Genomic DNA, 13,119 nt, shown 5'->3' with positions numbered 1-13,119 from the left:
GCAACAGGGCTGCCGCCGGCATAGACCCCCACCCCCATGGGTCCTTGCCGGCTCCCCAGCATATACGGGCAGCCAGCGCGTCCGGGTTCGTTAGTCCGAGGTTCAGCGGAGAGGTTCAGCGCGGTTCAGTGAACCATGGATCGGTAGGGGGTACCCCCCATGTGGGTCCTTCCTGAGGGGGCACCCCTACCGGGGGTAATTCGCGCCCCGGTGTCAGCCTTCCTGTTTGAAACAAAAACACCCCTTCTGTTTCTTCTCCTGTTTTGGTCCGGGGCTGCTGGTGCCAGCGAGCTGTTCGCTTCTCGTTCCGCTGCTAGCAGGATAAGCTCTTGCTTGGCGCGGCTAGGTTTGGCCGCCGAAAGCCGGTTCCTCATGCCCGGCCCGCCGCGCCGTCTCGCTCTGCATGAGGGGGCCGGCATGAGGCGGCGATGGAAGATGACGAGTACCAGTGGCGACCATTCGCCGCTGCGGCGCTTACGTTGCTCTCGGCGGAGGAACGCGCCGAGCTGGTAGAGCTGGAAGCCGCATTCCCTGCCGCTGAGCGGAAGCGGCTGAGCAACGATCTACAGCGCCGCATCAGCGATGCAAAAGCTTCAGGCGCGCGCGTTTGCCGTGACGATGCAGAGCTGCGGCTGCGCATCGCCGGGGAAGTCGGCCCAACCGTCACAGCGCATATCCCCCGCGAGCCTTGGGAACGAGCGAGCCACAGGATCGCCACGATCAAGGGCCGCGCCCGTGATGAGGCCGTCCGGCGCTTGGTGACTGGCGAGTGGGAAGCTGAGGGCTGCCATCGCGGCTGGGGCGCGAGGATGAAGATCGCGTCGAGCGAGTGGATGGAGGAAGTGACCGAGACGCTGGATGCCCGGCTTATTGGGCGCGGCCGGTGGGGGGACGTTCGTGTGCGGCGCCGACTGTCGCAGCTGCCTGCGGCTGCTGCCGCCCTGATGCCTTATGGCCTGATGATCTCGGGCCGTTCCGCTTTGGCGGACTCCATCACGGCCGGGGCGATACCCACTTTGGAAAGCATCAGTGCTGCGGACAGTGCTTCAGGAGCAGCGGGATCAGCTTGCCCACCCTCTCGATCGATGGCCGACAACGGCCTGCCGGTAGGGTGGCGGCCAGCAGCCGAGTTCAGCCTGGCTGACAAGATGTCCGGCGGCGAAGCGGCCCATCGCTCTGCATCGGAATACACCGAGTTGGTGCGCCAGGCGCAGCAGGAGGCAGAGCTTCGGCGTCGAGGTCTGGAAGAGGATAAGCTGCGCGAACGGCTGCGGCAGGAAGAAACCGAACGGGAGGCACGCTGGGCGACGCAAAGCTTTTTTGACCCTCTGCGAGACGGCCCTCTGCCGCCGCGTGTGGAGCCGCCACTGCCGCCAGCGCCACAAACCCGCACCCCTGCTGCACGGCCCACTCCGGCCGCTGTCGCGCCCTACGCTGCGCCAGAGGTATGGCCGACCGAAGGCTTACCGTTCCGAGCGGCGGTGGCGATGATGCTGCCGCAGGCTCAACGTGATGCCCTGCTGGCGCTCTATGCACGTGGCTTCCCACATGGGCCTGTCGGCTTCCTGGCCCGCAGCGCGGCAGAGGTGGAAGCCGAGAAGCAAGCCAGCCCTTTGGCTGACGCCGGGCACCAGGCGCTCTTGGTGGAGCTGGAAAGCGGGGTCAGGACCGCCATCGCCTACGACCCAGCGAAGATGGAGCGCCGTCCTGTGCCCTCCGAGATATGGAGGCTGGTGCCGGCTGGGTGTGCGCACCTGCGCATGGAGCCCCTCCCCTGGCCTGGTGCATCGCATCCAGTTGCAGGTGGCGCTGACGCGATGCTGATCATCAGCCGCACCGGGCGGCCGACACGTGAGGTGCCCAAGGATCAGCTCATCTACTGGCGTGAGGTGCGGGTACTACCACGCACTTCGCTGTCCACTGCACCGCCTGCCGGTCCAGATACCCTGGCGGCCGAGCTGACTGCCGACGCGGCAATTTCTGCCCGTGACCCAGCCGGAGGCGATAGGCGTAACTGCACGGATGCGGAACTGACCGCTACTGTCCTCCGCTTGGCCGAAAGGCATCTAAAGGATGTTGGCGAGCCGCCAACTGAGGATGAACTCGAGCCGCAGATTCATGACGCGCTGCCCGGCATAGGAGTGGTCCGTGCTCGGAAGGCGATGCGGGATAGACCGGAGCGACTCAAGGCCCCGGTGGGGCGAAGGAAGCGTAGAAAGCCGCCTCTCACCTAATTCTAATGGTATTTTTTCGGTTCGAATTATTCGATTTCGACATTCGCATTAAGCCCGGCCCTTGATCCGGTCCCGTCAACTCAGAGGGACCCGATCAAGGTCATGCATAGCCAACCTGAACCAGCGCCCAAGCGGCGGGCATCTTCCCGCCATGTGCTGGAAGGCTCCTACCCCGCCGTAGTGGCCGCCGCCGCCGCGCCTGAGAAGCCAGCCTACGTCCCGGCTGACCCGCTGCTGACCGTCCGCGAGGGTGCGGCCGAGACGGGCCAGTCCATCAGCACCTTCTGGCGCAATGTGCGCGCCGGCCGGCTGCCGCAGCCCATCTATGTCTCGCCCAAAGGTCCGCGCTGGCGTCTCAGCGAAATCCGGGCGGCCCTTGATGCCCTGCGGGGTGCCCGCTGATGGGCGTCGCCAATAGCCCAGACCTGAGCTTCGACAACCTCCACACCACCGCGAGTGAGCATTGTGGGTGGATGGGCGGGCTGATCCTGGATCACGTCCTGTCCATCCAGCCGAGCGGCGGCGAGCTGGAAGCCACCTTCGGCCTGATCCGCCGGCTGAGCGTGGAAGCGGCCGACTGCATCATCTTCCCGGTTGCACCGGATGACACGCGGCGCCTGGCGCTCTGCGAATCCATCGCGGACGGCGCGGCCAAGGAAGCACGCGGCCGGGCGGCGAAGGCGGGTCGGGAATGACCGCCCTGCCCCTCCTGGCACTCCTGGCCCGCGATGCTGCCCGTGCCGAGGCGTGCGCCTGGCTCCGCCGACAGATGGCGGCGCGGGATGCCCTGTACCGTGAGTGCGGCCGGCCAGATTACCGGCCCCTGGTACGCTCGCAGCGCCGTTCGGCGGAGGGTCAGCGGTGATGCCCGCCACCGCCGCCCCGCCTGCCTCCACCGTGCCGCTGCTGTCCTGCGGTCATGTCCGCATGCGGGAGCACGGGCCTGTTGCCATGGGGTGGTGCCCGCGTGCTGGCATGCCCGCACGCGGCGCGATGCCGCTTGACGCCGCCACTGCCGCCGGGCAAGGCTCGATCCCGGAGCCTGAGAAACTCCATTGCTGCCGTAAGCGCAACGCCGCGATAGTGCGTCCACACGCATCCATCGTCCGGGGGGCGCATGATCATGTCCGAGGGTGTCGCGAAAGCGGCCGCCTAAAGTCATGCGCGCCCGACTTACGGCGGGTTTCTCACCCCCGGACGGCCTGCGGTCTGAGAAGCCGCCTGCCTTCCGGCAACTTGAACCGTAAGGACCCCACCATGTCGCATGGTGATTCCGGGCGTGCGAGCGCGCGCCTTGCTGCCATCCCCACGGCCTCCGCTTCGGCCGGTGCCATCTACCGCCCCAACTATCCCCGCCGTGCCCTGGCCTATGCCGCCACGGGCAGCCTGCCGCCCCTGCCCGTGCCGCAGGACTTCGCCACGCTGACTTTGCCGGCGGTGGCGGCGCTGCTGGGCTTCCTGGCCGGAGGGCATCTGTGATGGCTCCCCGCCCCTTCTCCCGCCGCGCCGCCCTGGCGGCTGCCGCGCTGCTGCCCGCCACCGCCACAGCCGCCGTGTCGGGCACTCCGGCCGCACCACTAACGGACCTGCTGCTGCTGGACTTGGCCCGCGCCATCCATGCTGCGGACGATGCCCTGGAAGCCGCCTGCCGCGCCGCCAACCATGCAGAGGACACGCCGAACGAAGCTGCATTGAATCTGGCTGTTCATGCCGCTCATGAGCGGTTGGAGCGCCTCATTTCGCAGGCAGCCTCCGTCCCTGCCGCTGGCTCAATGGGCTTGGCTGCAAAAGGCATGATCGTCGGACGCGCCATTGCAGGCGGCACCACCACTGCGGAGCGTGAGCTTGGAAACAGCCTGCGGCGGGATGCCGTGCGTCTCTTCCCTGAGATGACGGGGGGAGTGGGCCCCGCCAGTACACAGGTGGCTCTCCGCATCCATCCGGACGGCGCTCTGATCTCGGCATGCGCTGAACACGTTGCAAACGTCGAAGCGTATGACATGGGCGATGGCGAGGTGGAGTGTGATCCCCTCTGGCTCGCCTATGCGCAAACCCGCGACACCATCACCGATGCCAAGCCGCAGACCATGGCGGGCGTGCTGGCCAAGGCCCGCGCGGCCAAGGCGGAAGCCATGACACTGGCCGGAAGGGAGGATCCACAGAACGGGCCGGCCGCCGGCTGGGCGTGGGACCTGGTGGGCGACTTGCTGCGCCTGGGGGAGGCACGGTGATGGCTACCACCAGCAAGGCCATTCGGCAGCGCCCCTCACTGGAGAAGCGCAGCACCGCCACCGTCGCCAGCGTGACTGCGCCCCTGGATCGGCCAGAGGCGCCGGCTATTCCTGGCCATGCCTCCCTGGCGCGCGAGATGGCCGACCTGTGGAAGCGTCAGGCGCATCATGATCAGGAGGAAGGCCGTCTGCGGATGGCAGGTGATAGCGCGACGGCTTCCCGCCACGCCGCTGCCGCCCGTGCTCTGGCTGATCGCGCCCTCGCCCTGCATGACTTCGCGACCACGGGGCAGCCGGCCACCGCTGCCGATGCCGTGGCGCAGCTCTCCACCATCTGCATCGCCCTGCGGTGGCAGGCGGAGAGCCTGGGCCGCGAGGAAGGCAAAGAGCTGCTCCGCCTCCTGGCCCGCACCTTGCCGCCGCTGGCAGTGCTGGCGCGGAGCGCAGACTTCGATCTGGCGCGAGGCGCAGAGGTGCATCTCACACCGGACCAGCGGGCCTTCCTGCGTGGCGAGGTGCCGGAATGATGCCGGCTACCGCCCCGTCAGCGGGCGCGCTGCTGCTACCGTCGCGCGTCCCCACCCCGCAGGATGCCGGCCAAGCGCTAGCCCGCCTGTGCCATGGCCTGCCGGAACGGCTGTTCCTCGAAGCCCTCGCCAGCGTGGCGGGGCAGATTGAGGGTGCGTTGGTCAAGGCTGGGAATGACCGCGGCACGGCTCTGCGCCTCGCCGGCGCGGTGCAGCTTGCCGCCTGCCAGGAATGGCGGCGCCTGCATGCCTTCCCCTGCACCCCTGGAGGCCGCGCATGACCGCCGCCAGTGCCCGCGAGCTGGCCGAGCGGCTGAACCTGCGACGGGCTACCGGCGGCGTCTGGCGTGGCGCCTGCCCGGCCTGCGGCTACCCCACCACCTTCACCGTGCGCGAGCGTGACGGCCGCGCCCTGTGGTGGTGTGCGAGCTGCCAGGACAAGGCCGGCCTCGCCGCTGCCGTGCGGGCCGCCATGGGCGAGGATTGGACGCCACCGCCGCCGGCCGAGCGCCGACCGCCGGATCGGGGCTCTTCCCCCGCCCGGCGCAGCGCCTTCGCCCGCAAGCTGTGGGAAGAAACCGTGCCCATCACCGGCACCCTGGCGGAGCGATACCTGGCCGCCCGTGGCGTCCTGGGCGCATGGCAGGCGCAGCCGATGCCGCAGCACGGCGACCAGCTCCGCTTCCATCCCTCGGCGCCGCATCCCGCCGCCGAGGGCCGGTTCCCCGCCTTGGTGGCGCTGGTGCGCCGGGCAGAGGACGGGGAGCCGGTGGCGGTGCATCGGACCTACCTCGCCGCCGATGGGCGCGCGAAGGCGGCCGTGGAGCCGCAGAAGGCTACGCTGGGGCCAGTGGCCGGCGGCGTGGTGATGCTGCACCGACCCGCCCCCGCCGCGCCGCTGCTGCTGGCGGAGGGGATCGAGACGGCCTTGGCCGCCTCTGTCCTGATGGATGCGCCCGCCTGGGCGGCGGTGGCGGCCGGCAACCTCGCCGCCCTGCCGCTGCCGGCGCTGCCCTCCGCCCCTGACCTGCTGATTGCGGCCGATGCCGATCCACCGGGCCAGGAAGCTGCCTGGACCGCTTCGCGGCGGTGGCGGGCTGAGGGACGCCGGGTGCGGGTGGCCACACCCGACGCCGCCGGCCGCGACTTCGCTGACGTATTGGCCGCCCGGCTGCGGGCGGCGGGGGAGACTTCCCGTGAGTGACGATGGATTCACCATCTCGGAAGGCGACCAGCCGCCCTCTAACGTGGTGCAGCTGGACAAAGGCCGCCGCAAGCGGGCGAGTGGCGGCGGCGGTGCCAAGGGCAAGCCCGAGCGCAAGGCTGAGCCGCCGAAGGGCGCCAGCCGCGACAATGCGCGGGAACAGGCCATCGAGGCCATGCTGGACCTGGGCGCCACCTTCTGGCGCGACCCGCGCGGCGACGCCTATGCGACTATCCCGCAGGCTGGCCGGTTGGAACGGTACGCGGTGCGCGGGCGGGACTTCCGCAACACGGTGCGGCTGACCTATGGCGACCGCTTCCCCGTCGAGTCGGAGGTGGAGGGCCGCGCCGCTCGCCCCGGCTCCATTCCAGATCAGGCGCTCAACGAAGCTATCGGCACCTTCGAGGCCATGGCGCTGCGTGGCCAGGTGCGTGACCCGCGCCCGCGCCTGTGCCGGGATCAGGGCGCCGTCTGGTTGGACCTGGGCGCAGATGACTGGCGGGTGGTGCGGGTGGATGGTGACGGTTGGGCGGTGCAGGACTGTGCGGATGTGCCGCTGGTGCGGCCGCAGGGCCTGATGCCATTGCCGCCGCCTGAGCGAATCGAGGCCGCCGCTGGCCTTGTCACCCTGGCCGGCCTGCTGAACCTCCGACCTGGGGCGGATGGCCTGGCGAGCGCGGATGTGAAGCTGACCGTGGCTTGGCTGGTGGCCTGCCTGCATCCAGAAGGCCCCTTCCCTGTGCTGGCGGTGGACGGCGAACAGGGCAGCGGCAAAACCACGTCTAGCAAGATGCTGCGGCGGCTGGTCGACCCCAACCACGCCGATGCCCGCGCCGCGCCGCGCGAGGAACGCGACCTGCTGCTCTCCGCCCGCAACGGCCGCGTGGTGGCGCTGGACAACCTCTCCGGCCTGGATGCCGCCATGGCGGATGCGATCTGCCGCGTCGCCAGCGGTGGCGGCTTCGGCGAGCGAGCGCTCTATACGAACGGCGAAGAGCATACCGTGTTCGTGCAGAACCCCGTCCTGCTGAACGGCATCCCCTCTCTGCTGTCGCGCGGCGACCTGGCGGACCGCGCCATCGCCATCACCCTGCCGCCCATCCCGGATGATCGGCGCAAGCCGGAGGCGGAGGTGTGGCGGGACTTCGAGGCCGCCCGGCCGGGCCTGCTGGCCATGCTGCTGGACGGACTAGCCTGCGCCCTGCGGCGCCTGCCTGGCCTGCATGTGGAGCGCCTTCCCCGCATGGCCGACTTCGCCCGGCTGGCAGTGGCGATGGCGCCGGCCTTCGGGTGGTCGGAAGCCGACATGCTGGGCGCTCTGGAAGAGAACCGAGCTGCGGCGGTGGCGGGCGTGATCGAGTCAGACGGCATCGCCGTGGCGGTGCAGGCGATCACGGAAGAGAAGGGCCGCTGGTCCTGCACCGCGAGCGAACTGCTGGGCGCCATCAATGACCGGACGCCGACCGACCGGCAGCGCCAGCGCGACTGGCCGAAGGACGCCACGCGCCTGTCGCAGAAGCTGCGGCGCGTCGCCCCTGCCCTCCGCCGCGTGGGGATCGAGGTGATTCTGCCGGCCTCGGGTGGCCGCTCCGGCCGGCTGATCACCTTGGAGAAGCGCGGGCTGACAGAGACGCCGGAGGCGGCGCAGGACCAGTCGGCGGGGGTGGCATGGGAAGGCGAGCTGTAGGGCATCTTTACGCCCTGACCGTCACACCAGGCGGCGCCTCTGCCGGTAACCGGCTGATATTCCTGCACCCAGTGATGCGGAACGCTTGGAACGCTGCCGGCTCCTTCCTCTGGCGCTTAGAGGGAGGCGCGCGGCGCGGATTACTGCGGATACGCTGGCGAGGCAGTTCTACATGACGCGCAGCGCCCTTCTGGCCCGCGCCACCGCCGCCGGCATGACACTCTGGCTCGACGGCGACCGGCTGCGCTGGCGGGCGGATCGGCCGCCAGCGCCCGAGCTGCTAAGGGCCATGCGCGACAGCCGCGCGGAGCTGGTGGAGGCCCTGCGCCCCACGTCGCAGGCTACTGCGCTGCTGGTGTTCATGGAGGCGGCTGCTGCCGCCTTGGCTGAGCGCAAGCCGGATGCTGAGGAAGAAGCCGAGCGCGCCGCCATCTTCGGACTGCCGCCACCGGCCGACTTAGTGAGCCTGGCACCGGCAGGGCAGATCCAGCACCAGCCGGGAACAAAGCGCCCCCTGTGGGAGTCTAGGACGATGGAGGGCCGCACGCTGGAGATGCTCCGCACCCCTGGTGTGGAGGTGGTGCTAGAGCGGGATGGCTGGCTGCGGATCAGCCTGCCGGATGGCTCCTGTGCGTTTGCCCGTAGGAAGACAGCCGAGCAGGTCGGATGGTACGGCGCAATGGGGGCGGCACCTCCAGCCAAGTAGCTGCTCCCCAATGTTGTGTAGGACAGACAGAGGGCGATGCTATGAGACTGTCTGCGCTCTCCATGCAGCGAGAACCGAATCCACATCCAGATCTTGCGGATCCTTCGCCCAGCTAGTCGCGAAGGATGCGTCGGCACTCTGTGGTTGTGGCTCAGGCTTTGTAATCCTGATCCGGGTCGGCATCATCACCGAGTCGCCCAGTAGAATGGCCTCGCCACGTCGCAACGTCGAAAACATCGAAGTAATGCCACGCACGGAATCCGGAAGAAGATTACGAACGTATGATTGATCGTCTGGGTTCGAGATGCGCAGGCAAAGAAAGCTTCCGCACTGGGAAAGGATCGTGCTGGAGAGTTCGCGCGGCCGCTGGCTTATTACTGTGAGGCTAATGCCGTACTTACGTCCTTCCTTCGCAATCCTCTCAGCCGATTTTCGTGCTGGCTCACAAGCTGGATCGCTGTCGGACAGGTAAATGTGAGCTTCATCAGCGAAGACAGCAATCGGATATCTCTCGCCCTTCAGCCTCCGATGCCAGTAGGCGAAGTCAAATAGGCAACGCTGGATCAGGGAAATGACAGATGACCGTACATCGAAGGGCGTTGAGCTGAGATCGACGACCACAATTTTACGACGGTCACCGATTTTCTCGCCAAGCAGCCGCCGGAAGAGATCTGACATCGACGCTGATGAGAGATACGTTTTGGGCTTGAAAATTAGGTCGTAGCGACGGTCGTTCATGCGCGAATCGAGTCGCATCAGTAGGCGGGTGAACTGCCCGTGAAGCGGCCCGTTAACCGGCTTTCCCTGCGCACCGGGTGGCCTTTCGGTGTCCAGCCTCCGGAATTCCTCGACTATCGCATCAAGGTCGAAATGGACAGGAGTATCAATGGTGATCTTGGGAAGGCCAAGCGATTGATTTTCCGGATCGTCTTGCTTGGCTGCCTGCAATAGCTCCTTAAATTTGGCCACTTGATTAGGTGCAGCAGACTCAGCGCGATCGACCATCAAGCCAAGAAGCTCTTCGGAGTTCATCAACCAGTACGGAAGTTCAAGATCTGTCGCGGAGATTACCTCCGCGTACTCGCCAAAGGCGGATCCATATTCCCCGTGAAGGTCGAACAGCACCACCGTCGCCTGGGGAAACTCACAAATCCGCTGGATGATAGACGCCACTGTCCACGATTTTCCGCCACCAGTTTGCCCTAAGATCGCTGCATGACGAGTAAGTAGGGCGTCGAGATTTATTTTTGCGTCCTGCTCTGGGATAAGAGAGAGACGGCCCAACGAGAAATCGCCTTCAGCATACCCCGCATATATTTTGTCGATCATTTCTGCGCCGACCGCAAAGACTGGAGCGTTCACTGTCGGCATCACATCAGTGCCGCGCTCAAAATTTGCAGAGACGTCTAACGTGCCAACGGGAACCGTTGATAGCGTTCGAGAAACACGATCAATCAGAGCCATCTCTGTGTCAGCGGCCTGCCGCAATTCTGGTGCCGAGATGCGCTCTTCCTTCATCTCGATTCCGGTCACCATGCAGAGAAGGTATCCTGCTGGAAGCGACACGAGGACGAAGGTACCGGGTTGACCAATGAGCACGGGCACCGGCCCGGCGGCACTGGGCATGTCGACTGTCATGCTTGCGGGGACGCCACCAGGACCATCTACGTCATGATCAAGAAGCGAGACGAAAACCTGGTCCCCTGTTACGGCCACCGCCTTGCCGATCCGGTAGTGCGACATAGCCTGCTTCCCCTATGCAAACATTTCGACGAACTTGCTGAACTTCCAGCAGTCAGTGCCTTCGGTGTGAATCACGCCGTTGGTGATCCCGCCTGCGGCAAAACCCGCGCTAAAAGCCCCAGCGGTCTTAAAAACCCGCATGCCGTCCGTCTCCCGTTCGCAGAGAGCGGTCAGTCGTATCCGATTAGCGGCGACCGCCGGTGACAGAAGGTTGTCGTTGATATGATCGTCGCCGAAGCTGAATCCGCAGCTTACCAAATATCGGCACTCTGCTCCCAAAGCTCTGCTCGCCGCAGTGAAGAGAGCATCGTGGGGCGCTTGTAGCGTGTCCATGACCTTGCGACGGCGGGGCAAAATCATGACGCGGCGATCAGAGGCGTTGAAGGAATCTGGATGGCGTTCGAAAAATCGCCCGTTCCTTGAAATCCACGATACGGATCCGTGGAGCTTGATAAGCCGTACCGTGAGCACTGGATGCTCTGAAAAGCGGCTCTGCTGCGGATGGAGAGTTCCGCAGGCAGTACCGAACCTCATCGGGTCAAAAAAGCGCTCCACTGAGCCGATAAAGCCTGTCTCGACGACTACTCCTGCCTCTGCGCCGGCCAGTTCGAAGAGCAAGTCGTAGTTGGTCGTGAAGATGTACACGCACGAAGGCCGACCAAACGCGCGATTCTTCAAGGCGGTCAGGAATGCCACATGCCTGTCAAGGACTGGCGACGAAACTGAGAGGATGGCCTCTGTGATCAACTCACGAAGCCTGATCTCTAGTGCGTGGAATCGGGCCAGCTGTGCCGACAGAGCGTGCGAGATAACCTGGTCGGCGATCACTTCGACATTCGGATCCCCCCTGGCTGCATCGTAGGTCAGACCAGCAACTGCAAGTGCCTCGTCCAACGCCTCACGTTCCGGGGCGGTAAGGGCGTTAATGACCTGCTTGGTTAGGCCCGGCATCATTGGATAGCCGGCCTCAACGGAAGTACCCGCACCAAACAGAAAGCCGGTAGTAGATAGCCCACCAGTCTTCAGGTTCGGCAGAATCTGATCCAGCCGCACGTAGATCCCCAGCTCCAATTCCGCTTCATTCCACTCCTATAAGATTTTCACAGAGCCGTGAAGCCCGTGTAGGGTTGCTGTGGAGCTGGCTCTGCTCAGCCGGCCAACTTGATCGAGATGCACTACCCCTTCCGCGCATGCACTGACTGGGTAAAGAAATGCGCCTAGCCGGAGGAACGCTGGCGGAACGCTGTGGCTACGCGTAGCGTTCCAAACTTCCACCTTTTGGATCAGCTACTTAGATCCATCGGGAACGCTGGGAACGCTGGAACGCTGAATTCGGCTTCCTCAGCACGGCAAAGCTGCGGCACATGACGCGCAGCGCCTTCCTGGCCCGCGTTACCCATGCCGATATGGCGCTCTCGCTGGACGGCGACCAGCTGCGCTGGCGGGGGATCGGCCCCCTTCTCCTGACTTGCTGATAGCTAAGCGCGATGGCCGAGCCGGATTGGTGGAGGCCCTGCACCCCACAGCCTGCGGCGCTGCTGGCATTCATGGAGGCATCCGCAGGCGCCCTTGCCGAGCGCGAGTTAGGCACCGAGGAATAGCCGAGCAGGCCACCATCTTCGGATTACCGCCACCGCCGCCTGCTGAGATGGCCAAGCTGGCACCGGCAGCACCAGCCGCAGGCCAAGCGTCTCTTGTAGGAGTTAGGCAGGATGGGGCGGGCCGTACGCTGGCGATACTCCGCGCTCTTGGCGCCGAGATAGTGCTGGAACGGGATGGTTGGCTGCGGATTAGCCTGCCGGATGGCTCTTACACCTCTGCAAACCGGGGGCAGCGGGGGCGTGTTGGGTGGCGCGGCTGAGGGCCTGAACTACCCTCGCCGTTGCATGGATGGGGGTAGAGATGGGGGTAGATTGAGGCCACCACCAAAAAATCACATGAAATCAAGGGGAACTGGCGGAGGGGATGGGATTCGAACCCACGAAAGGGATTATCTCCCTTTAACGGTTTAGCAAACCGCCGCCTTCGGCCACTCGGCCACCCCTCCGCAGGAGTGGAAGTTACACGGCGTATGCAGGCGTGCTTCTAGCGGCGGCCGAAGGGTTCGTCAAATGGCAAAGGGCCGTGTTTAAGCCAGTTTTACCTCGAATCCACGCGCCACCCCCGGCCGGGCCATCATCCGGTCGTACCAGGCCCGCACATTGGGGTAGTCCGCGAGGTCGATCTGGTGCCGCTCATGCCGCCAGACCCAACCGATCACCGCGAAATCGGCGATGCTGGGCTCGCCTTCCGTGGCCAGGAAGTTCCGGCCCGCCAGATGCTTGTCCATGACGCCGTAGAGCCGGCGGGTTTCCTTGCCGTAGCGCTCCAGGCCGAACTCACGGGCCGGGCCTTCCGGCTGGCCGAGGAAGAAATGCACCTGCCCGGGCATCGGGCCGAAGCCGGCCATCTGCCACATCAGCCATTCATAGACGGCGGTGCGGCCTCGTGGGTCGGCAGGGAGGCCCTTGCCGGTCTTCTCCGCCAGATACAGCAGGATGGCGCCGGATTCAAAGACGCTGATCGGCCGCCCGTCCGGCCCCTCGGAATCGACAATGGCCGGGATCTTGTTGTTGGGCGCGATCTTCAGGAATTCAGGGTCGAACTGCTCGCCCTTGGTGATGTCGATGACCTTCACCTCGTAAGGAAGGCCCATCTCCTCCAGCGCCACGCTGATCTTGCGGCCGTTGGGGGTATTGTAGGTGTAGAGGGTGATCATGCCGTGCGCTTCCGTCCCTGCGAGTCTCA

General features: G+C 65.8%; 13 protein-coding genes and 1 tRNA gene. 10 read left to right on the top strand and 4 right to left on the bottom strand.

Features of this window, described 5'->3' with window-relative positions:
- Nucleotides 1-428: 428 nt before the first annotated feature.
- The 10 genes from EBE87_RS28610 (at nucleotide 429) to EBE87_RS06855 (ending at nucleotide 8,589) form a co-directional block, all read left to right on the top strand.
- Nucleotides 429-2,234: a hypothetical protein gene (locus tag EBE87_RS28610; RefSeq protein ID WP_147425978.1), complete on the top strand. Its 1,806-nt coding sequence runs from the start codon at nucleotides 429-431 to the stop codon at nucleotides 2,232-2,234.
- A gap of 102 nt (nucleotides 2,235-2,336) precedes the next feature.
- On the top strand, nucleotides 2,337-2,636 hold the full coding sequence (locus EBE87_RS06890; protein WP_199707186.1) for a helix-turn-helix transcriptional regulator: 300 nt from the start codon (nucleotides 2,337-2,339) through the stop codon (nucleotides 2,634-2,636).
- A complete protein-coding gene (locus EBE87_RS06885) occupies nucleotides 2,636-2,929 on the top strand; it encodes a hypothetical protein (protein ID WP_147425976.1) in 294 nt (97 codons plus the stop codon). The genes EBE87_RS06890 and EBE87_RS06885 overlap by 1 nt, the downstream gene beginning before the upstream one ends.
- Before the next feature lie 562 nt (nucleotides 2,930-3,491).
- Nucleotides 3,492-3,713, top strand: coding sequence for a hypothetical protein (locus tag EBE87_RS06880; RefSeq protein ID WP_120637250.1), 222 nt, complete (start codon nucleotides 3,492-3,494; stop codon nucleotides 3,711-3,713).
- Nucleotides 3,714-3,835: 122 nt separating this feature from the next.
- Nucleotides 3,836-4,465, top strand: a complete 630-nt coding sequence (locus tag EBE87_RS06875; protein WP_147425974.1) for a hypothetical protein — start codon at nucleotides 3,836-3,838, stop codon at nucleotides 4,463-4,465.
- Nucleotides 4,465-4,992, top strand: coding sequence for a hypothetical protein (locus tag EBE87_RS06870; RefSeq protein ID WP_120637248.1), 528 nt, complete (start codon nucleotides 4,465-4,467; stop codon nucleotides 4,990-4,992). Before EBE87_RS06875 ends, EBE87_RS06870 begins: the two co-directional genes overlap by 1 nt.
- Nucleotides 4,989-5,273 (top strand): hypothetical protein, encoded by a 285-nt coding sequence (locus tag EBE87_RS28605; RefSeq protein ID WP_147425972.1) that lies wholly within the window; start codon nucleotides 4,989-4,991, stop codon nucleotides 5,271-5,273. Before EBE87_RS06870 ends, EBE87_RS28605 begins: the two co-directional genes overlap by 4 nt.
- Nucleotides 5,270-6,196 carry a DUF7146 domain-containing protein gene (locus tag EBE87_RS06865; protein WP_120637247.1) on the top strand — a complete coding sequence of 309 codons (927 nt, stop codon included), beginning with the start codon at nucleotides 5,270-5,272 and terminating at the stop codon, nucleotides 6,194-6,196. Before EBE87_RS28605 ends, EBE87_RS06865 begins: the two co-directional genes overlap by 4 nt.
- Entirely contained in the window at nucleotides 6,189-7,883 is a 1,695-nt protein-coding gene (locus tag EBE87_RS06860) for a hypothetical protein (protein WP_120637246.1), read from the top strand. The genes EBE87_RS06865 and EBE87_RS06860 overlap by 8 nt, the downstream gene beginning before the upstream one ends.
- 172 nt (nucleotides 7,884-8,055) lie before the next feature.
- The gene (locus EBE87_RS06855) at nucleotides 8,056-8,589 is read left to right on the top strand and encodes a hypothetical protein (protein ID WP_120637245.1); all 534 of its coding nucleotides are present in this window, start codon (nucleotides 8,056-8,058) and stop codon (nucleotides 8,587-8,589) included.
- A 39-nt stretch (nucleotides 8,590-8,628) separates the two neighbouring features.
- Here the strand turns inward: EBE87_RS06855 and EBE87_RS06850 are convergent, their stop codons facing one another.
- The 4 genes from EBE87_RS06850 to EBE87_RS06835 all read right to left on the bottom strand — a co-directional run bounded on the left by EBE87_RS06850 (nucleotide 8,629) and on the right by EBE87_RS06835 (nucleotide 13,090).
- Nucleotides 8,629-10,332 carry an ATP-binding protein gene (locus EBE87_RS06850; RefSeq protein ID WP_120637244.1) on the bottom strand — a complete coding sequence of 568 codons (1,704 nt, stop codon included), beginning with the start codon at nucleotides 10,330-10,332 and terminating at the stop codon, nucleotides 8,629-8,631.
- Nucleotides 10,333-10,344: 12 nt separating this feature from the next.
- Nucleotides 10,345-11,403, bottom strand: coding sequence for an SIR2 family protein (locus tag EBE87_RS06845; RefSeq protein ID WP_120637243.1), 1,059 nt, complete (start codon nucleotides 11,401-11,403; stop codon nucleotides 10,345-10,347).
- Nucleotides 11,404-12,286: 883 nt separating this feature from the next.
- Nucleotides 12,287-12,379, bottom strand: a tRNA-Ser gene (locus tag EBE87_RS06840).
- Between the two features lie 81 nt (nucleotides 12,380-12,460).
- The gene (locus tag EBE87_RS06835) at nucleotides 12,461-13,090 is read right to left on the bottom strand and encodes a glutathione S-transferase family protein (protein WP_120637242.1); all 630 of its coding nucleotides are present in this window, start codon (nucleotides 13,088-13,090) and stop codon (nucleotides 12,461-12,463) included.
- Nucleotides 13,091-13,119: the final 29 nt, after the last annotated feature.

The sequence above is a fragment of the Teichococcus wenyumeiae genome (genome assembly GCF_003696345.1).
GTDB classification, from domain to species: Bacteria; Pseudomonadota; Alphaproteobacteria; order Acetobacterales; family Acetobacteraceae; genus Pseudoroseomonas; species Pseudoroseomonas wenyumeiae.
The sequence above is the reverse complement of the archived record's forward strand: the minus strand, read 5'-3'. Positions and strand labels throughout refer to the sequence as shown.

Bases quoted from the DNA above. Each gene is read 5' to 3' on its own strand.
- EBE87_RS28610 (WP_147425978.1), top strand. From the start codon at position 429: ATGGAAGATGACGAGTACCAGTGGCGACCATTCGCCGCTGCGGCGCTT.
- EBE87_RS06890 (WP_199707186.1), top strand. From the start codon at position 2,337: ATGCATAGCCAACCTGAACCAGCGCCCAAGCGGCGGGCATCTTCCCGC.
- EBE87_RS06885 (WP_147425976.1), top strand. From the start codon at position 2,636: ATGGGCGTCGCCAATAGCCCAGACCTGAGCTTCGACAACCTCCACACC.
- EBE87_RS06880 (WP_120637250.1), top strand. From the start codon at position 3,492: ATGTCGCATGGTGATTCCGGGCGTGCGAGCGCGCGCCTTGCTGCCATC.
- EBE87_RS06870 (WP_120637248.1), top strand. From the start codon at position 4,465: ATGGCTACCACCAGCAAGGCCATTCGGCAGCGCCCCTCACTGGAGAAG.
- EBE87_RS28605 (WP_147425972.1), top strand. From the start codon at position 4,989: ATGATGCCGGCTACCGCCCCGTCAGCGGGCGCGCTGCTGCTACCGTCG.
- EBE87_RS06865 (WP_120637247.1), top strand. From the start codon at position 5,270: ATGACCGCCGCCAGTGCCCGCGAGCTGGCCGAGCGGCTGAACCTGCGA.
- EBE87_RS06855 (WP_120637245.1), top strand. From the start codon at position 8,056: ATGACGCGCAGCGCCCTTCTGGCCCGCGCCACCGCCGCCGGCATGACA.
- EBE87_RS06850 (WP_120637244.1), bottom strand. From the start codon at position 10,332: ATGTCGCACTACCGGATCGGCAAGGCGGTGGCCGTAACAGGGGACCAG.
- EBE87_RS06835 (WP_120637242.1), bottom strand. From the start codon at position 13,090: ATGATCACCCTCTACACCTACAATACCCCCAACGGCCGCAAGATCAGC.